Origin of the sequence: Vibrio sp. AND4 (genome assembly GCF_000171815.1) — a bacterium.
Classification (GTDB): Bacteria; Pseudomonadota; Gammaproteobacteria; order Enterobacterales; family Vibrionaceae; genus Vibrio.
This window is the reverse complement of sequence record NZ_ABGR01000003.1, coordinates 245,168-268,133: the sequence shown is the minus strand read 5'-3', so window position 1 is coordinate 268,133 and position 22,966 is coordinate 245,168. Positions and strand designations below refer to the sequence as shown.

Annotated in this window: 15 protein-coding genes; 9 read left to right on the top strand and 6 right to left on the bottom strand. The window is 43.1% G+C overall.

Annotated elements, in window-relative coordinates; translation table 11 throughout:
* Positions 1-729: 729 nt before the first annotated feature.
* The 3 genes from AND4_RS06395 to AND4_RS06385 form a co-directional block, all read right to left on the bottom strand.
* Positions 730-2,463 (bottom strand): hypothetical protein, encoded by a 1,734-nt coding sequence (locus AND4_RS06395; RefSeq protein WP_009842117.1) that lies wholly within the window; start codon positions 2,461-2,463, stop codon positions 730-732.
* Positions 2,464-2,959: 496 nt separating this feature from the next.
* The gene (locus AND4_RS06390; protein WP_009842116.1) at positions 2,960-3,922 is read right to left on the bottom strand and encodes a Gfo/Idh/MocA family oxidoreductase; all 963 of its coding nucleotides are present in this window, start codon (positions 3,920-3,922) and stop codon (positions 2,960-2,962) included.
* Complete coding sequence (locus tag AND4_RS06385) at positions 3,915-4,337, bottom strand: hypothetical protein (RefSeq protein ID WP_009842115.1); 423 nt, start codon at positions 4,335-4,337, stop codon at positions 3,915-3,917. The genes AND4_RS06390 and AND4_RS06385 overlap by 8 nt, the downstream gene beginning before the upstream one ends.
* An 895-nt stretch (positions 4,338-5,232) precedes the next feature.
* Between AND4_RS06385 and AND4_RS06380 the strand changes: the two genes are divergently transcribed.
* Together AND4_RS06380 and AND4_RS19415 are read left to right on the top strand one after the other, a co-directional pair.
* A complete protein-coding gene (locus tag AND4_RS06380) occupies positions 5,233-6,186 on the top strand; it encodes a M23 family metallopeptidase (RefSeq protein ID WP_009842113.1) in 954 nt (317 codons plus the stop codon).
* The gene (locus AND4_RS19415; RefSeq protein WP_083796270.1) at positions 6,090-6,533 is read left to right on the top strand and encodes a polymer-forming cytoskeletal protein; all 444 of its coding nucleotides are present in this window, start codon (positions 6,090-6,092) and stop codon (positions 6,531-6,533) included. The genes AND4_RS06380 and AND4_RS19415 overlap by 97 nt, the downstream gene beginning before the upstream one ends.
* 911 nt (positions 6,534-7,444) lie before the next feature.
* On the opposite strand, the gene glgX is transcribed toward AND4_RS19415, so the two are convergent.
* Positions 7,445-9,412, bottom strand: a complete 1,968-nt coding sequence (glgX, locus tag AND4_RS06370; protein WP_009842111.1) for a glycogen debranching protein GlgX — start codon at positions 9,410-9,412, stop codon at positions 7,445-7,447.
* Between the two features lie 443 nt (positions 9,413-9,855).
* Here glgX and AND4_RS06365 point away from each other — a divergent pair, with 443 nt between their 5' ends.
* The 6 genes from AND4_RS06365 to pdxY all read left to right on the top strand — a co-directional run bounded on the left by AND4_RS06365 (position 9,856) and on the right by pdxY (position 19,760).
* Complete coding sequence (locus AND4_RS06365; RefSeq protein WP_009842110.1) at positions 9,856-11,160, top strand: maltoporin; 1,305 nt, start codon at positions 9,856-9,858, stop codon at positions 11,158-11,160.
* 104 nt (positions 11,161-11,264) lie between these two features.
* Positions 11,265-12,074, top strand: coding sequence for a MalM family protein (locus AND4_RS06360; protein WP_009842109.1), 810 nt, complete (start codon positions 11,265-11,267; stop codon positions 12,072-12,074).
* A 306-nt stretch (positions 12,075-12,380) separates the two neighbouring features.
* On the top strand, positions 12,381-14,006 hold the full coding sequence (locus AND4_RS06355; RefSeq protein ID WP_009842108.1) for an endonuclease: 1,626 nt from the start codon (positions 12,381-12,383) through the stop codon (positions 14,004-14,006).
* Between the two features lie 325 nt (positions 14,007-14,331).
* Positions 14,332-15,549 carry an SEL1-like repeat protein gene (locus AND4_RS06350; RefSeq protein ID WP_009842107.1) on the top strand — a complete coding sequence of 406 codons (1,218 nt, stop codon included), beginning with the start codon at positions 14,332-14,334 and terminating at the stop codon, positions 15,547-15,549.
* 510 nt (positions 15,550-16,059) lie between these two features.
* On the top strand, positions 16,060-18,477 hold the full coding sequence (locus AND4_RS06345) for a hypothetical protein (protein ID WP_009842106.1): 2,418 nt from the start codon (positions 16,060-16,062) through the stop codon (positions 18,475-18,477).
* A gap of 419 nt (positions 18,478-18,896) precedes the next feature.
* Positions 18,897-19,760 (top strand): pyridoxal kinase PdxY, encoded by an 864-nt coding sequence (gene pdxY, locus AND4_RS06340; protein WP_009842104.1) that lies wholly within the window; start codon positions 18,897-18,899, stop codon positions 19,758-19,760.
* 58 nt (positions 19,761-19,818) lie between these two features.
* Here the strand turns inward: pdxY and AND4_RS06335 are convergent, their stop codons facing one another.
* Complete coding sequence (locus AND4_RS06335) at positions 19,819-20,313, bottom strand: hypothetical protein (RefSeq protein ID WP_043991504.1); 495 nt, start codon at positions 20,311-20,313, stop codon at positions 19,819-19,821.
* A gap of 266 nt (positions 20,314-20,579) precedes the next feature.
* On the bottom strand, positions 20,580-21,797 hold the full coding sequence (gene sstT, locus AND4_RS06330) for a serine/threonine transporter SstT (protein ID WP_009842102.1): 1,218 nt from the start codon (positions 21,795-21,797) through the stop codon (positions 20,580-20,582).
* A gap of 614 nt (positions 21,798-22,411) precedes the next feature.
* Between sstT and AND4_RS06325 the strand changes: the two genes are divergently transcribed.
* The gene (locus AND4_RS06325) at positions 22,412-22,891 is read left to right on the top strand and encodes a DUF1456 family protein (protein ID WP_009842101.1); all 480 of its coding nucleotides are present in this window, start codon (positions 22,412-22,414) and stop codon (positions 22,889-22,891) included.
* Positions 22,892-22,966: the final 75 nt, after the last annotated feature.

Sequence of the window (22,966 nt, the reverse complement as noted above, 5' to 3'; positions counted from 1 at the left end):
TTACTGGTAAACTGTCTACCTTGTGTTGCAACCGAAGCTAGATAATAATTTTGTTGTAGCTACTCTTTCCCTTGAGTAGTAAGACTATTAAACATCTGACATAGAGCTTCTGTATCTATTGGGCTAGCAACACATGCACCACTTTCACAGTTCACACTGCAACGGATAAATAATAATTTTTAATGATGTAATAATCACGGCGCAGAGCGAGGGTTTTTCCCTCAGCTTAAAGTTATTGTAAAAATGAGTTTATGAAATTAACTCATTTACACTAGAAGTACATATTTCACGAAACGAACAACTGGAAGCAATACAACCAATCAATCATTAACCGTGGCTCTTTGACTTTTTGGATTGTTGAAGAAGCGATGTAACTATTCAGTGGCGAGCTATTGAAAGCCTTTATGCTAAAAACGAGGGCGTTTGTAGTCGCTCATGATGTGAATTTCGCACGCTTAATCTTTATGTTATAAATTGATTTGTTATGCTTTATTTGAGTTAGGTGCTGCAGCATTGAGTGATGAGAGGAGGACATAATAAAATCTATTAAAACTCAAAAACATATATATTGAACAACCACAAGTGCGGATTTCTACTTACTCTAAATGCTTTATACCTAAGTCACTTCAAGATGCTTGGGTATAAAAGATAAACACCAAAAAGGCGACACGAGGTCGCCTTTTACTTAAGAAGTCGTGCTGCAAAATTAAAGCCAGTGAAACACGCATTTTACTGCTGCGCTAACGTCGCTTGAGGCTTGGTTGAATTAACATAATCGAAGTCGAATGCGATACCGTCTTTAGTCACGTCCAAAGACATGCTGCCGATGAGCTCACCTTGCAGACCCATTATCACATCTTCAGGAACCGGTTCACCAGAAACTTCAGAGACAGTATCAAGCACTTCAAGCAAACGATCTGGGTCCAGAGTAAAGCTCATTAAACCATTTGCCGTCAAAGATTGGGCCATGACTTTCTCACTTGCCGCAGCAGATGCGTCACCGCTGTAGAGCGTCAAGTGACTGTCATTCAGACGAGCAAACACATCCATAGGTTTACCGATATATGGTTCAAGTAAGCCACCTATGTTCACTGGCTGGTTGTCAGGCTGAATTTCAAGCTTAGCGAGCTCAGGCATGAACATTTGGGCCGTTTGCAACAGCATATTTGGATTGTCCGCAGAGATAGAAAAGATCGCATCCAGCTGAGCAAGATCTGGGCCGTCTTGGCCATTCATGTCCATATCTAGGCCAAACATTTCCACACTCCAACCCTTAAGGCCATTTGCCATGCCAGCACCCATACTGATAGCAGGAGCTGGGTTTTGATCACGCATTTCATTTTGCGCCTGAGCTAGAATTGAGCACTGGTACTCAGGGGTGGTTAGATTTGTCCAGATCTTACCAATCGCTGGCGCGAGTGTCGCAGCATCGAGACCTAACGCCAAGCTAAACATGCTCTTATCACCGTTAGATTCTGCCAATACGCCACGTACAGATTGCAACGCCTCAAGAATCACTTGGTTTTTCGATTCAACAACAAAACTACCATTGAAGCGGGCTTTATCACCATTTGCGCTGTATTCTGCAAACGCGACCATTTGCGGCCAATTTTCTGCAATTTGAGTAAACTCAGTGTGACACGCTGAAGAACGCAGTAGCTCTAAAGTTGGATCTGAATCGGCCATCTTAAGCTGACGTGCCATTCTGTTGCCATCAACAGTCGTTAGGCCCTTAATCACCTCACGAACATCAATAATCCCAAATGAGTTATTGTTCGTGCCATACTGAGCTTGCACCGCCTCTAGACGACCAGAATCAAGGATGCTGCTCTCTGGAGCTTCTAAGCCGAATGCCAGTTTAAGTGGGTTCTCAACACCCAGTTCAGGAATGTCAAACGTCACGGTTAGAACGTTATTAACAACCGCAACTGCCAAGCCAATGCCCAATTGCGGGTCTTGAGAATCCGTAAGCTCATAACGGCGGAACTCCACGATACCTAGCTTCACAAGTTCATGTTCAATGCCTGCCAGTTGCTCCTGCTCATCCAGCGTCTTCCACAACGCGTTAGGGTTCTCCAACTGCAGTTTATAAACTGGCACAAGGCCTAGGGTATACATAACTGGGCTCACCATGTCGCCAGTCCCCAAAAAGGTTTTTAAACTCTCTGGAGAAGATGCGGCGGCGATGTACGAATCTAAGAAATCGACAGCAAACTCAATACCAGGCGTCAGGTCTTCTTCAGCAAATAGCTCAGCCATTGGTGGCTGTTGTAATGTGCCGAACGCGTTCATGTACTCATAATGGTTGAAAGGTTCCGTTTGATAAGAAACCAACAAGGTATCAGCAGGTACTTGAGCAAGCAGCGAGCTTGACGATTCACCTTGGGCAAGGTTGTCTTGGTACAAAAAAGCGGCACCACCGACTGCTGCAACCACTGCAGTAGCTAATAATAATTTTTTCACGACCAACTCCGTTGTTTTGGTTTTATTTTCTCAAACCAACCTGCTGGTTTGAGTAAGCATTCACCTAAAATAAACACACTGAGAGAACGAGACACCTCTCTCGGATATTCAGGTATTTATTTTTATGCAATGCCATCATAAACACACGAACAAAGTTATCAATTTTCTGAAGGTTATTTTCTTTAAAAAAACACATTTATAAGACGAACCGTGAACTAATTGGCATTGATCACCCGTAATATTGACAGGCAACCCAATAAAGAATTCCAGCAGGTTCCGTTTGCAACCTGCTGGAATCCTTGGCTGGTGGGGCTTAAGAAATCCCAAGATCTAGGCTCAATTGGTATTTATGTAGTGCATCTTGACTATCAATTGCTGTTATAACACTGGGTTCAACGCTGAAATGTTCCAGTATCAGAGAGAGTATTATTTCCTTCACTTCAACATTTTCCAAAGCTTAAGCAAAAGTAAAGACACCTTTTTTAGTATTTTGTAGTTATATAGCATATTTTTCAGACTCAATTAGTTTCAGTACAATCTCAGTTTTTTTATGAGTTATGAGGGGAGATTCGTTAAACCCTTGGAAAACGCATTCTGCAAAGTGGATGAATTCATATTGAAACCCACCTCCCTGACTCTTGGAGTCATCGATACTGAATACATTATTGTAATGATGTACATCGATTTTTTTAGGGTTCCACCATTTACCATGTATTTTAATCGTAGAACGATCCGTTGTTATTAATGCATCGCGCGGATAATTATCAATAATGGAGCTTTGTAGCGTTGCTTGCGCAGGTTTTTTGAATATGAAGTCGGTCCTTTCATCCACATCAGAGTTCTCATTAATTGTCGCTTCAATACGATTAACATCTATGTCTGACGTTATGTATGAATACAATAAATCGACATACAACCACACGAGATAACAGCCCACATCGTACTTTGCACCGCCGTATAACGTTTTATCAAAAAGGTGCCAGTTTCTATCAAACACATGATGATTACCAAAACAGGCATTAATTTTATTTACTCGATGATTCCCTTCTAGTAAATACTGCTTCATCTTCACATACGCAGGGAACAAAGGAAATTTCATGGCTTCCATAAGAAAACAGCTATTTCTTTTTGCCGTTTCCACCAAATCTAGCCACTGGCTAACCGAAACAACAGCTGGCTTCTCAACCATTACATGCTTGCCTTGTGATAAAAACAACTTAGCCAGCGGGTAGTGAAGAGGGTGGATCGTTGAAACGTATACAGCGTCAACACTACTGCAATTCGCCATGTCCTCGTAGCTTCCAAATGCATGATCAACCGAAAATTCAGCAGCAAATTTTTTTGATTTTTCCTTGCAACGCGAAGCAACAGCTATTAATCGGCCATTTGAAATGTAGTCAAAGTCTTTTGCGACCCGATATGCTATATTTCCCAGACCTGCAATGCCCCAATTAAGCATACTCTTCTCCAATACGACACCATGACTCAGATTGAAGAGGATACACTTTCATCGTTTTGAGACTGTTGCTAATCATCTCCTTGAGTTTCATCGGATATATATCTAAGTCCAACTGCTCAACCAGTTGCGTGTTTAAATGGTAAGCATGCCAAGTCGGCCTGTGCTGCATGGGATGGTAACCCATATGTACAATACGTCTTGGTTCTTTAATCTGCTCACAGTAACCACGGTGTACAATGTTGTTGTAAATAGCCGCCTGCCCAGGCTTCAATTTCACACACAATTGCCCATCCAATACTGCATTGTTGGACGCATAGTGCTTAGAGTTTCCGAACACCTTTGTTTCTTCTTCAGCGGTAAGAACATCAACTACAACAAATCCATTCTTTCGATACTTCTCTACCGGATCACTCATACTCACCCACCATCATGTAATTTAGGCTTTTTTTAATGTTTCAAACATAAGGCCCACACCTTTATTTTTCAGCATGATACCGATTTCGTCATATCTCTGGATTTCAAAAAAAAGGAACTCATCCACCCGACCAAAACGCATCCCCCAGATTCAGAATTAGGAAACGCGACATAACTTGGGCGACTAAAAGCAGGTTTAACGTTAAATACTATTTATATAAATCTTTTGAACGCTCGAGATTTGATACATAAAACTAATGTAGGCTTGCTAATAATGATATTTTTATTTATTACTTCATGGTTTGATACCCGTCAGTTAATATTTTAAGTACCATAACATATTTGTTTAACACATCAAGAGAAAATAGAACATTATTATACAGAATGAATTACAATTAACTAAATCATTTAAAGTAATTGTTTTATAAAATATCTCAATAATTTTTGTTTTATGTAATTATTAAAATTAGATTTTAATTTCACTTATAAATTAATAAAAGGAGCATAAGATAGTGGAAGCAAAGCGGTTTTGTCGTAAAATCTGGATACTTTGGTACAATTAATGAAAAATCAACACTAAAATCGGCTCTCATGTCTAGAGACTGCCTTTGTGCGATTTTGTACGCTCGCAGAATAATTGTATCTGGAGGAATGCTCTGTCACGTCACAACAACTATTTGCCACAGCACCCGATAAAATTATCAGATAGTGACATGTCATCGCCCACCGTCCAAATTCAATGCAATATTAAATCCATTGTCATACTTTTATTTATTATCTGAAAACAACTCACAGCCTGACATTTACCTCTATCTCATCCCTAGAAGACAAGGGTACTCTCAATTAAAGTTAGAACTATCAATAAAAGATTACATCACTATATCTAAGTAGTTGTCATGACAAACCGGCTGACTATTTCTTTTTCCACCATCAATGGCTCTAGACATTGGTATTTCAGCAAAAACAAGCAACGTAACATTAAAATTTTCCTACTGACGCTCTCTTTGGGATTAGCCGCCACTGCAATACTGGTCAGTCATCTTTGCTATCAATTAAATGAAGCCGCATCAGAGCAAGCAAAGTTATCCGAGTATTCACGAAATATCGCTCAAGAGTTGAATGAGCTGAAAAAACTAAAATCAGACCTTGAGAACGATTTATCAGAACGAGAAGATCGTGTCCAACTTGTATCTGAACGTTTGGCTAAACTAGAGAAAGTGCTTGGCGTCGCCAAAGGATCGACCAGCGACAGTTTGGATGCGCGTTTTAATGTTGCCGCCCTTACCTCCAATGTGCGTTTGCTAATGCTCAATCAAATTCCAAACGGCTCCCCTGTTGGCAAAGCTCGCCTGTCTTCGGGGTTCGGAAAGCGTATTCACCCTGTCACCAAGCAGAAAAAAATGCACCGAGGACTCGACTTTGCCATTAACACGGGAACGAAGGTTTATGCCACGGCTGACGGCGTCGTGGAAGCTGCTCTTCGAAGTAACAAAGGCTACGGTAACTTTTTGCGCTTGCAGCATTCATTTGGTTTTTCAAGCTCCTACGCGCATTTGAAAACATTCAAAGTTAAAACCGGTGAGTTTGTTAAAAAAGGGCAACTCATCGCTATTTCCGGCAATACCGGGCTCTCTTCCGGTCCTCATCTTCATTACGAGGTGAGATTTATCGGGCGAGCCTTAAACCCAAGTCCATTCGTGGGGTGGGATCTTAATAATTTTGAGAATATTTTTACTAAGGAGCGAAGAATACGATGGGAATCTTTAATCGAAACCGTAGAACAGCGAGTGGCTCATCAGCTTCAACTCTCATCGCCAAGGGGGGTTCTGTTAGCGGAGAACTCAAAGTAGAAAGTAACATTCAGGTAGATGGCATCATCGATGGCCAGTTGCATGTCGAAGGCACCTTGATCATCGCTGAAAGCGGTCGTGTGAAAGGTGACATCTACGCCAAACAGCTCATCGTCAATGGCTTGCTTGACGGCAACAGCCATGCGGAACATATTCAAATCCTGCCAAAAGGCCGAGTCAGCGGCAAAATTTGGAGCAACAACCTGAGCATTGAGCCAGGTGGTCGATTTTTTGGAGAGGCGGCAGAGCTTGCAGAGAAAGAGGGCGTGACGCTGAAAGATAAGTCCGTCGAAACGAGAGAAGCAGCAGCGAACACAGAAAAGTCATCAGCTCGCAAAAGCGCCTAACTATCCTCAAGAATAAAAACCAACTTTATCCCTATCGAATACAAAAAGTCCCTCGCCGATTGGTGAGGGATTTTATTGTGGTTAGAGTGCTCTTGGTGTCATCATTGCGACGCAACCAATTCGATTCATTTCCACTTCTTAATAGTACGAATGTAATATTTCTATTTCAACTCGTTGTAATTTTTCTTATTTTCAAAAGGTTCTGATTTTTGATGACTGAAAGTTTATTGCGTTCTAGATTATTATTTTCTCCTTATTTTCTCCTTATTTTCTCCTTATATTATCTGATTATGACTTTATCTCGTGATTTATTTCGAAAATATAGCTGATACTATTAACTAGAATCTTAGGTTGAATATTGTTTCATTCGACACTGTCCACCCACATCTACGACGGAAAATTGCTGGTCTTTTTGGCTTGTTATGACCTCGCTATCGTTGTTCAGATTTTTATAGAATAGCTACTTATAGAAAATATTCGCTTTATTCTGACGAACTTTTCTGCACTAATTTATATCACTGATTGGAATGAACCAGTACAATATGCAATTAAGCGCTTATCAACAAAGCACAAATCCTATGTGTGAATAGTAAAATGAAAAAATCATAACTTCACAGCGCTGAGTGAGGGCTTTCCCCCCTCTCTTTGGTGTGAAAAATAATTTTTAAAATCAGTGGTTTATAATCCATCATTAGCTATGTTGTTTAAATAGACAGTACTCAACCAAAACTAACGATGATCTTACACACTCGATTAATTGACATCGATTGATAAACATTCTCTTAGAGGAATAAGACAAAGGCTTAATTAATCTTTATTACGTCACGACAATATGCGGTGCCATAGACAAATTTAGATAAAAATCTAGAGTATTCGACGTGCTTTCAATAAGTTTGGAGTAGTTAAGTCAGTTACGTTGTTTGAGTCGGCTGATAATGCAAAATGGCCATTGAAGTCGGAGAAAGAAGTACTTCCCCCTCTGCATGACCCGGGTTTAGGTTGCGTACATTGGTATCGCAAACCGTTACCCATTCTTGGCCACGTTCACTTGGTAGTCTGAAACGGGCTGGTGCCTTGGTTTGGTTGATCAGGTACACCAACTCTTGCCCTTCTTTGCCGATTCCTAAATGCAGGGCCACTGAGCTTAAACGGTTCCAATCTTCGTGTTCCATTAAGCTACCATCAATGCGACGCCAGAAAATACGGTTATTATTACGATTCTTACCGCTGAATGCCCGAATGAATGGCACCATGTATTGATTGCGGTTGGCGACCATTTGTGACATCCAGGTTTTGAAATCTTGCTTGCTTTCAGACATTGCCCAGTTCAACCAGCTGGTTTCGTTATCCTGACAGTAAGCGTTGTTGTTACCACCTTGAGTATGTGAGAGTAAATCTGCGGTCAGAATATGGGGGATTCCGAATGCGAACAGTAAGCTGGCAATTAAGTTGCGTTTTTGCTTCTCACGTTTCTCGATGATCATTAGGTTTTCTGTTGTACCCTCGACGCCGTAGTTGTCCGAGCGGTTATCACCGTGGCCATCGCGGTTCTGTTCGCCGTTCGCCTCGTTGTGCTTTTGTCTATAAGACACCAAATCTTGCAAGGTGAAGCCATCGTGATAAGTGATGTAGTTAACCGTCAGTTTGTAAGGCCAGTGTGCAGCGCTGTAAATATCACGCGAGCCCATCAATCGAGTCGCAAACTCTTTCAGGTAACCTTGATCACCGCGCCAGAAGCTCCGTGATATGTCACGCAGTTTGTCGTTACATTCGTTCCAACCCAATGGAAAATTGCCTACTTGGTAGCCATTTGGTCCTATATCCCACGGTTCGGCAATCAATTTGGTTTCACGAAGAATCGGATCTTGCGCGACGGCTTTAAAGAATGCCGCTTCAGGATTGTAATCATTATCTTGACGGCCTAATGTTGCTGCTAAGTCAAAACGGAAGCCGTCGACTTTAAATTCGCTCACCCAGTAACGCAGTGTATCCATGACAAGGTTGAGCGCAGGTTGATAAGTCATATCAAGGGTGTTGCCGCAGCCAGTAAAGTTAGCAAATCGCTGGTCATGCTTAATGTAGAAGTGCGGATCGAGTGCTTTTAAATTAAAGATGGTTGGGCCTTCTCCACCTTCTGCTGTGTGGTTGTACACCACATCAAGAATCACTTCGATGCCGTTTTTATGCAGTTCTCGTATGGTGGTTTTCAGTTCAATTACGGCGTCTATTTCTGCATAACGTGGGTCGGGAACCATGAATAAATAGGGGTTGTATCCCCAATAGTTCACTTTATCCATGTTAAGCAAGTGAGGCTCATGCATACACGCGGCCACAGGCAGCAATTGCAGCGTATTGATGTTCTGTTGTTTGTAGAACGCTAACATTTCTGGCGACGATAAGCCTAAGTAGCGGCCTCGAGTATCACTTGCGATGGTAGGGTGTTGTTGGGTCAACCCTTTCACATGGGTTTCAAATAACACCATTTCTTCTCGTGGTATGCGTGGATGATCGCTGTTTTGCCAATCGAAGTTATCCTCAATCACGACACATTTGGGCATATCAAAACTTTTTATTGGGGAGAAGGGCGGTTGGTAGTAAAGGCGCTTATCAATTGCCTTTGCATAAGGATCGGAGATCAACAGAGGTTGGTCTTGATGCGTCACTACATAGCCATACTTTTGCCCCGATTTTATATGCGGGATGAAAGTATGACGAATACCCGCACACTCGTCTGATAGATCGTGCAGCTCATAGCTACCGTCTTCTGCAAAGAGCGCAAGTTGAATGTCTTTACAAATCGGCGCGTGAATAGAAAAGTTGCAACCTTCCTTGCTAACGGTTGCGCCGAGTGGATATGGGCGAGAGTGGAGTTGTATCATCAGCGAGTCTTTCTTAATTTTTATTACGACCTTCGAGAACGATGAGTAAAAAACTTTCCATCACCTAGGTCAACCACCTTATATCCTAAATTATCACTGTAATTAAATTACTTTCTAAGACCTATTTTTTACGAAAATATGAAATGGCTATCACTTTGTAGCGGTGATAGCCTACCCAAACTTACTAATTCCTCCCCAGATTGGTGATCTGGCCCCTTAAAGCGGCGTACTGTCCATTTTCTCATCCCTTCTCATCCCCCCTAAAATAATTAGGGGCGGAGGACGTCATCCTTATACACCTTGGGTAATCTTGCTGCTGTTGAAGCAAGTGGGGACATGTTCCCATCTTACCTTTCTTTATCTCGCGCGTTTTTTACTGTCTATATTTGCCAAAAGATTAGGAAGGGAAGACAGAATTAGAAATACCCTTAATGGAGTTAAGAATGAAAAAAGTAAGTGTAATTGCGGCGGCGGTTGTGACAACTTTAGCTGCGGGTTCTGCTTTCGCAGTGGACTTTCATGGTTACATGCGTGCTGGTGTTGGCGCAAGCGCTGACGGTGGTCAACAAGTAACATTTGAGAAGAAAAAAATTGGTCGTCTAGGTAACGAAGGCGACATCTACGGGGAAATCCAATTAGGTCAAGAAGTTTACAACAACAACGGTAAAACGTTCTACGTAGATTCGATGATCGCAGTAACTTCTAACGGCTCTAACGATTGGGAAGGTACAGCATCTAACTGTGGTCTAAACGATGAAGGTGATGCAGTCAGCTGTACCGACGACGCCGAATTCGCTCTACGCCAGTTCAACGTTCAAGCTAAAGGTGTTCTAGGTTTCGCTCCAGAAGCAACACTATGGGCAGGTAAGCGTTACTACCAACGTCACGACATCCATATCTCTGACTTCTATTACTGGAATATCTCCGGCGCGGGCGCTGGTATTGAAAACATCGAAGCTGGTCCAGGCAAACTATCTCTAGCTTGGGTACGTAACGACCGCAATGACACTCCACCTTGGAATCCTGTTGGTGATACACCTGATGCAGGCAACGATGGCGGTGCAGCGAACGTTAATACTCTTGATGTACGTTACGCGGGTCTTCCAGTATGGGAAAACGGCTCTCTAGAACTTGGCTTAAACTATGCCCTAGTTAACGAAACTGATGACGCGTCTGATGCAGCAAAAGACGCTAAAGATGGCGTAATGTTCACAGCTGAATTGACTCAAGGTCTAGATTCAGGCTTCAACAAAACAGTATTCCAGTACGGTACAGAAGGCTACTCTAAAACAATGGCATACTACGGTGACGGTAGCTGGTACGGTGCAGAAGCTGACAGTGGCGCATCTGGTTACCGCCTAATCAACTGGGGTGTAATCGGCATGGGCGAAAACTGGGAAATGGGTCACCAGTTAGTATATGGCGTTGGTGAAGATATGTCGGCTGGCCAAGACAAGTTGGAAACCATGTCTGTAGTTGTGCGTCCAATGTACAAATGGGATGACAACCACAAAACTATCTTCGAAGCAGGTTACTCTATCGATGATAACGACGGTGCAGAGAACAAGTTCGGTAAACTAACGGTTGCTCAAGCATGGTCTGCTGGCTCTAGCTTCTGGGCTCGTCCTGAAATCCGTGTTTACGCGTCATACCTAACTGCTGATAAAGAAGACAACTCAAACGTATTTGACGGCGGTCGTTCAGACGATACATTCCAATTCGGTGTACAAGCTGAAGCTTGGTGGTAATCATCTAGCCACTAAGTCTTAAATTGTCCTAGGATGATACAGCCAGAAACTTATCTGGCTGTATTTATTTCAAAAAAAGCAATAATGAGTTGAGGTAGACGGTAATGAAAAAATGGCTTGCTCCCGTGCTGTTGGGAATGTTGGCTACAGGATGTACTTCTGTAGAACAAGTCGAGATGAGCCCGAAAGGTCAACAACAAGTGATCACACAATCGGGTGATATTCATTGGGTAACAGTTGATGTGCCTACGGTTACTGAGTTCGCTTTGACTGATAAAAGCCAAATGCTACTGGATGGTAATAGCGCAGGTGCAATTGCAGCATTCGCATTACCAGGCAATCGTGGCAGTCTCGATATTAAACTAGAGACATTCGTAAACAAAAATCTAGAGCTTTACGCACCTAACGTCGTGGTGATGAACACGGCAGGTGAAACCATTTATCAAGCAGATTTCTCAACCTTTAAGTATGAGCCAGCAAAGCTGTTGGACAACGACAAATTCGTACTCGAAATGAACGTGATTCCAGACATGACAGGTAATGACTTGCATGTATTGGTTTACACAACTTCTGCTGATTTAAGAGGAAGCTCTGAAGTTCTTCACCCTGCAAAAGCCTTCGCACTGGCAAATCATACTCAGCCGCCAGATATTGCAGACCCTCAAGCGAAACACAGCTTACTTGGTCAGTTCCGCTTTTCAGTATCTGCGAACGACATCGTGAATACTAAGATTGTTGCGAAAAGCGACAACATCCCGCAAGGTACGGATTTAACCAGCTACTACCACAGCTCTATCAAGGCATCGGTAGCAGCGGACGATATTCCTAAAGCGCTAACACTGCTTGATGAAGCAAAATCGTTAGGAATTGAAGGCGCACAAGAGGTCTTTGTTAAAGCGATAAATACCAAATAATTCCGTACTAACGTCGGCGCTGTGTTTGAGCAGGCCGGCGTTTTTAGATCGTTATCGAATACCGCTCTATTGGCAATTGAACGCGAAATTTTGTTTGCACACGCTTGCCTTGCCTTTGTCCCTCTCTTGTTTGATATCGCACAGTCATTGTGTTATCCGTGATAGAAACGGTGCACAATTGTGAGACGTGCCGCACGATAATGAAAATATTTCCCCATATGCAACCTAAAATGTGATTTAAAAATTATCCATATGTAACTGTTATGTTTATATTTTCTGGGGTTATACAACGAATGGCAAATGATAATGAACTCCATAACGAAATCCCTCAGTCTCTTTGCTCTCATTGGTTCTCCAATTTCCTATGCTGGGGTCGTCAATGGAGACTTTGAACAATGGAATGGAAATGCGCCAGTGCAGTGGTCCGTGATTGACTCTGGCATTGCTGTTTCACCCACCAGTAATCCACACCAATCAGGTGGCCTTGCTGCTCAGGTTATCGTCAATACTGGTGCTCAAAGTGATACTGACTTTTTACAAACCATTCATGTCGAGCAAGGGAAAACCTACCCATTTTCTGTCGCGGTTTATCACACCGAAGGTCATGTCAAAGCACGTTTGGTGGTTGACGGGTATCATGGGTACTCCAACCCGCAACAAATTAATCAATGGCAGCAACTAACGCACAGCTACACTGCATCATCAAACAAAACGATCAAGGTTGGTTTGCGCTTTTATGATGAATCAGGTTTTGATGGTTCAGAAATCGTTTATGTCGATCACTTTCAGCCAAATCAAAGTGGCGACACTCATCCCCCGATAGAAACGTGTAATGACAATGAAGTTTCACTGACGTTGAATACAGATAGATATGGCTCAGAAACGAGCTGGGAATTGAAGGATAAGCAATCGCAAGTGCTGTTTTCCGGACAGGGTTTTGAATCCTCGAAGGCCTATAGAAAAACCATGTGTCTGGTCAACGGAGATTACCAGTTTACGATCAGTGATAGTTATGGCGATGGTATTTGTTGTGGTAATGGTAATGGTTCATACACGCTAATGGTAGGGGAGACGATACTCGCATCCGGTGGTGACTTCACGAATTCGCAAACCACACCCTTTACCCTTGGCAATTCAACGACGCCACCGCCAGTGGTTGGGGAGTACTATAAAGCAGCACAGGGGAAAACCGGTTTTGAGCTGAAAACCGCGTTGTTCAACATCATCAAGAACCATACTAGACGTGGCTACTCTGCCATTTGGACTCTGATAAAAGAGGCGGATTTGGATAACTACTATGAGCAAGATGGGTCCATTCTCGATATGTATTCTGAAAAGCCAACCAGTGACGATACAATCAACTTTACTAAGGTTACGGATCAATGTGGTCAATATAAAACCGAGGGTGATTGCTACAACCGTGAGCATTCGTTCCCAAAAAGTTGGTTTGGTGGCAAGGTAGAGCCGATGAACTCTGATGGTCATCACTTGTTTGCCACCGATGGTTACGTGAATGCTAAGCGCAGCAATTGGCCATTCGGTGAAGTAGGTAGCAGCGCCTATGTTTCTAGTAATGGTTCGAAGCTAGGACTAGCTGCGACGTCGTTGGACTATGTAGGTACAGTGTTTGAGCCTATTGATGAGTTCAAAGGCGACTTCGCTCGAGCATATTTTTACATGGCGACACGTTATGAAGATGTCATCGGTCACTGGGAGAACAATTCAAGCAGTTCTGATGCGGTATTGAATGGTACCAGCACAACAGTGTTTGAGCCCTGGATGTTAAACATGCTGAAGCGTTGGCATAAAAACGATCCAGTGAGCGTGAAGGAAATCAGCCGCAACCAAAGAGTGTTTGATTTTCAGGGCAACCGGAACCCATTTATTGATCACCCTGAGTTTGTTGAGATGATTTGGGCTATACCCAAGTAACCTCAAGATGCTTGGATTGGCGTGAATAACAGGGGTTTTGTGAATCACTTGGATTAGCGCGAATATTTTGACTCAGTGAGTGTGACGTGGTTTGCAGGCGTGGCGTTAATGTAAAGGATCGAGTGATCCTTTGCCAAGAATCGGTAATAAGGTATTCAAGCCAAGGCGATTCGCTTTGCGGGGGCTCTGAATCCTGCATCTTGATGTCATTTGGGTATATAATAGTGCGCTGCATGCCGTGATAAGTGCGGCCGCACAATCCCAAAATTTGAAGGCTTCTCCAAGATGGGAAGCCACGATGAGTTCTGACTTAAAGAGGCGGTTTATGAGTAGTATGGGCATTGCTATTGTGGCAACTGGCCTTTCACTTATCCTGATATTTGTTTGGATGATCTCGCTGTCGATGCGTAAACGACGTCTTGAAGCAGAGAAGAAAGCACGTGAGACGGCGTATCGCAAGGCGATGCAAAAAGCGCGAGAGCAAGAGCTTAGAGAACGTGTATTTAAGGCTGAAACGGGTCACGTGCCGACCATTCTTTATTTAGCCAAAGAGGCGGAACGAGACAATATTAAGCAAGCGTTATATTGGTACGACAAAGCCGCTAAACTGGATAATGTCCCCGGTATGTATGGCATCGTACGCCTAGCTGAGCGGGTATGTGAGGATGTGATCTTAAAAGAACAAGCGAATTTCTGGCGTACCGCGATAGCTGGCATAGAAGGGGATGTTGAGGCAAAGTTTGCCCATGGGAAAGCGCTCGTATTTGGTCGCGGTACCGAAAAAAATATCCCCAAGGGCCATCAATTGATCGAAGAGGCGGCTGATGAAGGATGCATTCCTGCCATGCTTTATATGGGGGAATGGCAACGGTCACCGGAGAACACTTCTGGTCAGCGTTCAGATGCTCTGTTTTGGTTTATGAAAGCCGCAGAACAAGACAATGTCGACGGTAAAATTCAAGTGGCTTTGTGCTATCTCAATGGCGTGGGAACAGAAAAGAGCTTAATAAAAGGTTGTTATTGGCTAGAAAGGGCCGCAGAAGGTGGCAGTGCAGAGGCCATGTATCATGCTGGTGAGGCATGGAAAGACACTGACAAAACAGGTAATGCAATTGCGTACATTTGGTTGTTCTTATCTGCCAACATGGGTTACGAACCAGCACGCGTTGTGCGTGATGAGGTCGCCAGTAATATTGGTGTGGATGTTGTGGTGGGTTTGCAATCTATCGCTAAGCCCTTACAAAGAAAACTTGCCTCAGGTACGGTAAAGAAACACGCCATTATTCGTGCCTTGAACAAGGTCTATAAGCGAGAGTCTTATTTTCCTGATGAGGATGAACTGAATGAACGGTTGAGTGACGAGCATCACGATGACCTCAAACCCATTGAGGGTACTTCAGCGTTGAACCATGAAACTGAAATGCCAGTTCAACAAGAGGTTGTCACTGCACCAAAACCGCCACCGAAAGAAGCACTCGATTTTACGCAAGACTTTTTACAACCTCAGAATCTCAATAAGTCTTCCCACGGTCGTACAGCGTAAAAATAGGCTCGTATATACCAAGGAACCTCAGATCTTCGCTTACCAAGCATCTTTAGGTTCCTTGAGTATCATTTCTCGTGTTTAACTTTGAATCTCGCAATTATCTGTTCCTAATGGCTATTTGTTCCTTGTGACTGTTTGTTCCTAAAATCTGTCTGTTCCTAAAAACAATTTGTCCCTAAAAATAATCTGTCCTTAAAAACAATTGGTGAGTAGCGCTACCTCCCACTAAATGCAAATTCCTTTAGGTTCGACATTTCCCACCCGACTTGTCCATTAAAGTTTCAAGTTGATAAAAAACGACCAAACTTGGCACGTTTTTTCGTCTCTGTTGGGCGGGATATCTGTATCGTCGAAGGTAATTAGACAACCTAATTATCTTTATACGATGGGGCTTAATTTCATATTTTAGGCCTGTGTTTATTTATTTTTAAATCAATTTTTACTTTTTTTATCAATGATATACACCTTATCCAAAACGTTATTTTTCCAAAGAACGAGGTAAGTTTAATGCATAAAAACAAAATAATGTTCTTCCTATCTGTACTCTATTCAACCAGTTCACTGGCCGTGATTGATATCACCCCTAGTCATGTAGAAGTTCAAGGTGAGCAGTGCGAAAGTGGCTATCGCGCTCTCAAACCAGCAGAAGCCCAAAAGTTATCTGCTGTGCTCTATGATCAAAGAAAAATTAACATCTGGGAGAGATATTTTTTAGATAACGGAAAGACACTGTCTATTGACGCTGGCAACAGTATTGATGAGGTTCATGATGCTTCTGGGTACAAGGTTAGCATTGAAGATAATGATCCAAGTACTCGAACAGTACAAAGTCTTTGTACCAAACAAGACGGAAACTTTTATGCAGTTGACACCAGTAGTGAAACTAAATACCAAAAGATTATTTATAATGAGTTAGCGATTGATCAGGCGTTGAGTGGTGGTGTTCTCCATACAGCAACGACAGATAAAGTATCGCAGGCTAAGTATGGTGACAACTTAGTCAGTCGAATTAGAGTCCTTGTAAAAGTGAATGCGGACAATAGCACAAGTTTCATGATTAGAGCTGTGGGTGAAGATTCGATAGCGGATTCACAAGTCTCGGTAGACCAATATGGAAATTTGGGTTACGTAGGCTTAGTAGGGGCTATCAACGGAAGCCACCTTCGCATGAGGTATAACGGCACAGGAGATCGAGCATTAGGTCCTAGTCCCCTAATGTCGGATTCTAAGCTCTATACGCCTGGTTCTGGTAACCCTCTCATGAAGTATTGGGAATTTGAGCTTAATCTTGAGGAAAGTATTGAAGAAGGGTATGCCCTAGTAACATTGAATATTTTTTCTGATAAAGCACAAAAACGACTAAACGAAAAAACAAACATTTCTTTCGAGCTGAATGATGCGGAATATTTCCCAGAAACTGGTGTTACGGTCGTGGGTGACTCACTGCTCGCTAGCCCTATCCACTTCCGAACCGATGATTATTCACAAAACCAGTGGTCTTCTTATCATCTTCTTTACAGCACAAGTTCTGAAGCCATCAATGATCGCTATTTTAGCGCGAAACATATCAGTGTATTTTCTAATCGCACTCCAGACAATAGGTACGCTGGCGACGTAGATAACCTCATTTTAGCTCAACAAACTGTAATCCCTTTGGAGCTGCCAAATGCACACAGCCGACAAAGAAGGTGTCTTGAAGATTTTATTCAGTCGCTGCAAAGCCTTGGTGCTTGGGGATTTGCAAGGTGGTTCGGAGAGCCAAGCGTCTGTGGTGTTCAAAACCATCAACCAATAGCCAACGTCCCCCCTCTTATTATTGATGAGTCTCAGACAATGGGGAACATCGATAATGTGGTTTATGAAGTGATAGAAGCTCGGCCACATAGTGATAACCCCGATGCGTTTAACACTGCAATGAATGTACTGGTTTGTAATGACAATGTGAATACCGATGAGAATGAGGGAACATGTACCACGGAACAAAATGACGCAATTAACCTGATGGGCGACCTCACCCACGATCAGCTTGCAGCTGTCATTTATGATGTCCAAGAACATCTGAATCTCGCTGAGCAAGGAGCGAGCCCTGCACTTTCGGTTAATACTGGCAATGATCATCTCAATGACTTTATTAACCGTAACCCTGAGGTTGCAATCGACCTATTAAATAGTGCCATGCAAATTGCCAATGCATCGAACGTAAAACCGAAACAACTTGTTTCACAACGAGCTAATAAAGGCCAAAAGCGTAATGACAACGTCCTGACGGGAGCTTGCGCTAATGGCAATACAGAGGTTAAAGCTGATGATAGCTTCCAGTGTGTGACAAAATTACGGAGGAGAGCAAGTAAGGGAACAACAGAAGCTGTGGTGAGCTTACCTCCGCTCTTGCAAACTGGGAGGCAATATTTCACCAGACTTTCAGGCTCTCAAAACTTTCACAATATGATTCGAGCATTTAATCACAGTGGCGTAAGTTCACGCATGAGCATAGATGAATTGGCGGCACATTCATGGGCAATTGCCTATGATGGCGCGGCAGCGGGAAATAATCGCAGGTTTGTGGTTCTATCCGATGCCGATAATGGACGTCGCGGTGAGCGGGCAGGATTCGGTCTGGCGCATATATGGACAAAGAAAGCAGGTGGTCACCAAGTAGACTTTGCGCAGCATGGTTTTCATAACCGAGTGATGTTGGCCCGAATGATTATGGCGGCTTTAACCAGTACTGATGGTAATCCTCATATTACAATGAGGACAGGTGAGGGCGGACAACGAAGAGATTATGCCGCAGTGACATTTGTATATGGTCGCTTCCACTATTTGTTCACGAATGTCACCATTGTGGTCGGCAGTGACGGTTTCGTTATCACCGCGTTTCCAACGAAAAACTCAAAACTTAGAATATTAGAAGATGAGTTATAGTTGTTAAGAGTCTTATTACAAGAAACCTCACATCAAGTGCGAGGTTTCTATGTAAAAGACCGCTTAATTAAGAGAGGGTTTGGCAACAAGCCGACACGATGTGAAAACTCATTTTTGACAATTGGAGGACGAAAAGTCGTGAGTCAAGCTGTTAAACTTGGCGGTGAGACCTTGCAGTCTGTCATTCCAAGTGTCATCTGGATTGAATTGAGACTAAGAGTACCTCAAGAAATGGTGCTTAATTAGATAATATGGAAATTAAGAAATGGTATTGCAAGCCAGGTCTCCAGCCAATTCAGCGAAGGAGGCTAAAATTAAGTGAGTTCATCTAGGCTTGTCGTATACACTACTGGTTGAGAAAATTTCGCGCTCGCCGCTGTCTTTAAACTATTTATAACAACAAGAAGAGGTCTGGTACTATGCAAGGTATCCTCTCTATACAATCTCATGTTTCTTTTGGTCATGCTGGTAACAGCAGCGCTGTTTTCCCGATGCAACGTATGGGCTTCGAAGTATGGCCGATTCATACTGTTCAATTCTCTAACCACACTCAATACCAAGAAGGCTGGACAGGACGTGCGTTCTCGGCTGATGACATCAGCGAACTGGTTCGTGGTCTTGGTAATATCGGCGCGTTAAATAAGTGTCAAGCGGTTCTGACGGGCTACCAAGGCAGCGCAGAGCAGTGTCTAGCAGTTGAAGATACCGTCACCAAAGTAAAACAAGCAAACCCAGACGCGCTCTACGTGTGCGATCCTGTAATGGGGGCGCCGGACAAAGGCTGTATTGTGGCTCCGGGGATTGCAGAAAACTTATTAAACCGCCTCATGCCAATGGCAGACGTGATTGTGCCTAACCAGTTCGAGTTAAGTCAATTTGCAGAGATGGAAATTCACACGCTCAATGATGTAATTACAGCTTGTCAGCGTGCGCTAGCGAAAGGTCCGAAAGTGGTGTTAGTAAAACATTTGTACTGTTTGTCAGACGACAGTTTCAATATGTTGCTTGCAACGCAAGATGGCTGCTATCTGGCAAAGCGGCCTCATTTCGAATTCGCCAAAGCGCCTGTTGGTGTAGGCGATTTGATCTCGGCTATCTTCACCGCTGGCTTGCTGAAAGGTTGGCCAGCAAGGCAAGCTTTTCAGCATTGTCATGATGCATGTTACGGCGTGCTTAATGCGACTTATCAGGCGGGGGAATGGGAACTGCAAACCATTGCCGCACAACAAGAGTTTGTAGAGCCTAGCAAGCACTTCCCGTTGGAAGCTGTGATGTTAAGCTAAGTCATAACATTTTCAGCAGTGTTAATTTAGGGAGCCCAGCGCTCCCTTTTGTACATGATTAGCAGCCTGTTGTGTCGATGTTAAAGCTATGCCCATCAACACCTTTACTGTCCATTCGATAGTAGGCGTAACACTGACTTTCCATCAATGACTCAGGTGATTCATCATCGCCATAACCAACAATGGAATAGAGGTCGTTCTCTATAAAGACTAAATCCGTTTGCTTCATCTCGTCGTCGATAGTTAGATTGTCAAAAAAACCAATAAGCTCACCACATTCACTTTGGGTCTTTGGATAGCCATTGTAAAACTCTTGATAACCTACGGGCGTTAGTACGCACTGACTTGTCTTTTCACCTTGTTTAAAGGCTTTAGCATTTTGATTGAGAATGGAGACTTGGTATTGCATGTCTGCGTAGAGTACTTGAACCGCTGCGCTGCGGGCTTTTGAGGTACGTTGATGAGAATGCTTAATGACAAATACAGTGAATCCACCGAGCAAGACAGCGGTTAGCAGCCATTCCTTAAGCGAGAATCCAGACAACAACACAATCGGTGCATCCTTACTTTAATTTCAATCATGTGCATATGGGCGAAAGTTTACGCATCGAATTTTTAAAGTCTAAGAGAAAATCGCGTATTTAAGAAGGTTCTGATGTAAAGTGTGAGAATGGTCAATGTATTATGTTGGTTTATATTGACCACTTGGATTTTTGCTTAGTTTGGTGTTCCTGCATTAAGTGACGTGTAAACAAAAAAAAGGGGCCGTGTTGGCCCCCGTTCATTAATTCTGGATGTCTCGCGGACTATATTGCGGTCTTACTGTGCTTTTCGTTGTTCTGACTTACAAACAGCGGCAGTGAAGATCACGTCTGTTGAGCTGTTTAGAGCGGTTTCAGCAGAGTCTTGAATCACACCAATGATAAAGCCAACCGCGACAACCTGCATTGCCACATCATTTGAAATACCAAACAGGCCACACGCTAGTGGGATAAGCAGTAGAGAGCCACCTGCAACGCCAGATGCGCCACATGCTGACACTGCTGCAACAATACTAAGCAGGACAGCTGTCAATAGGTCAACTTCGATACCCACAGTGTGCACGGCAGCAAGTGTTAGCGTAGTGATGGTGATTGCCGCGCCCGCCATATTAATTGTCGCACCCAGTGGGATAGATACAGAGTAAGTGTCTTCGTCTAGATCTAACTTCTTACATAGGTTCATGTTGACAGGAATGTTCGCGGCACTTGAACGCGTGAAGAATGCCGTTACGCCACTTTCACGCAGACATTGCAGCACCAATGGGTACGGGTTTTCTTTGGTTTTGAAGTACACAATTGCTGGGTTAACAACCAGTGCGATGATCATCATTGACCCCAGTAGTACCGCTAGAAGGCGAGCGTAGCTTGCTAGTGCGTCAAAACCTGTTGTTGCGAACGTTGATGCAACCAGACCAAAGATACCGAAAGGTGCAAGACGAATAATGAAGCGAACAATGTGAGAAACACTGTGGCTTAAGTCTTCGAATACCGCTTTTGTTGTGGCTGATGCGTGGTGAAGCGCAAGACCAAGGCCGACACCCCAAGCAAGAATACCGACGTAGTTCGCTTCTACTAGTGCGTTTACTGGGTTATCAACCAGTTTGAACAGCAAGGTTTGTAGTACTTCTGCAATACCCTGTGGTGGTGTCGCACCTTCCGCACCCGTTACTAGTGTTAAAGTGGTCGGGAAAAGGAAACTAAGTAACACTGCGGTTAATGCTGCAAAAAAGGTACCGGCCAAGTAAAGAACGACGATTGGACGCATGTAAGTGTGTTGGTTTTTCTTTTGGTTTGCGATTGATGCAGCAACCAAGATGAATACCAATACTGGTGCAATCGCTTTCAAAGCACCAACGAACAGGCTACCCAGCATACCAACGCTTTGAGCGTGGCTTGGCGAAATTACTGCGAGCAGGGCACCGAATACGATACCGACTAAGATTTGGAGAACGAGGTTACCACGAGCGTATCGGGCAACGAGACTGTTGTGTTGCATACATCATTCCTGCAATTTTTACCTCAGCAACTGTGCAATTTCAGTCATCACACGGCGTAATGTGCCCGATTAGATAAGGCTAAACTCTGTTTTTGCGTTGCTAAGGCGTCCTGATTAATAGTTATCTTTAATTTATAAATTCAGCCATATCTTGCTGAATATCACATATCTTAACTTGGTAATATTTTGTGTCTAGTTTTAGTTTGTTCTTGGTCTAAATGTTTGCTTGGTGTTATTTTTATTGGTCTTTTGTGTTGATTTATTTGGTGTATTATGATTGATAACTTTCTCGTTAGTTACTAAAAAAGTGAGGGATTGGCTCTCTTTGTTCAATTGTTTACGGATTAGTAACAAAACAGTGTTTTTAGGATATTCAGAGAAAGGAGCGTATTCATTGCTTATTATGTTCAGTTGAATTGCAGTGTTCAGCATTGAAGGGGCGTTGGGTCATCCGTCGGTGGCTGCGGTTAACAGGCATTAGCGGCATTTTCGATGTGGGTATCCTTTATGGGGGGTTATGATTCTCTCGCAAAGTAGACCGTAAACCTGATAAAATCACAGTCTTCCAGTAATCACGTTGATCGCACTGGATTTACCTAAGACTAGGAACTAATTTGACCAATAATGATATTTTACGCGATGTACGTCATACGTTTGATTTGAAAGACAGTGTAATGACTGCAATTTTTTCTTTAGCAGACTTAACTGTAACGGATGAACAAGTCACCTGCTGGCTGAAAAAAGAGGACGATGAATCGTTTGTCGAACTTAGTGATACAGAGTTCGCGGTGTTTCTAAACGGCTTCATCAATTTCAAGCGCGGCAAACGTGAAGGTGAGCAGCCTAAACCAGAAGAGAAATTGAGTAATAATATTGTGTTCCAAAAGTTACGCATTGCTTTGGACTTGAAAGCCGAGGATATTCTCGAAATTCTGCAACTTGCTGATTTTCGTTTGAGCAAGCATGAACTAAGTGCCTTTTTCCGTAAGCCGGAGAATAAGCATTACAGAGAATGTAAAGACCAAGTTCTTCAAAGTTTCCTGCTGGGGTTGAAGAGTCAGCTGCACCCAATTGGTGACGAGACGTTATCATAGTATACCCAAGTAACCTCGCCCTTTGGGAGCGTGTCATTGATCCGATTGCTGCGTCAAACAACTTGGAAAGAGCTG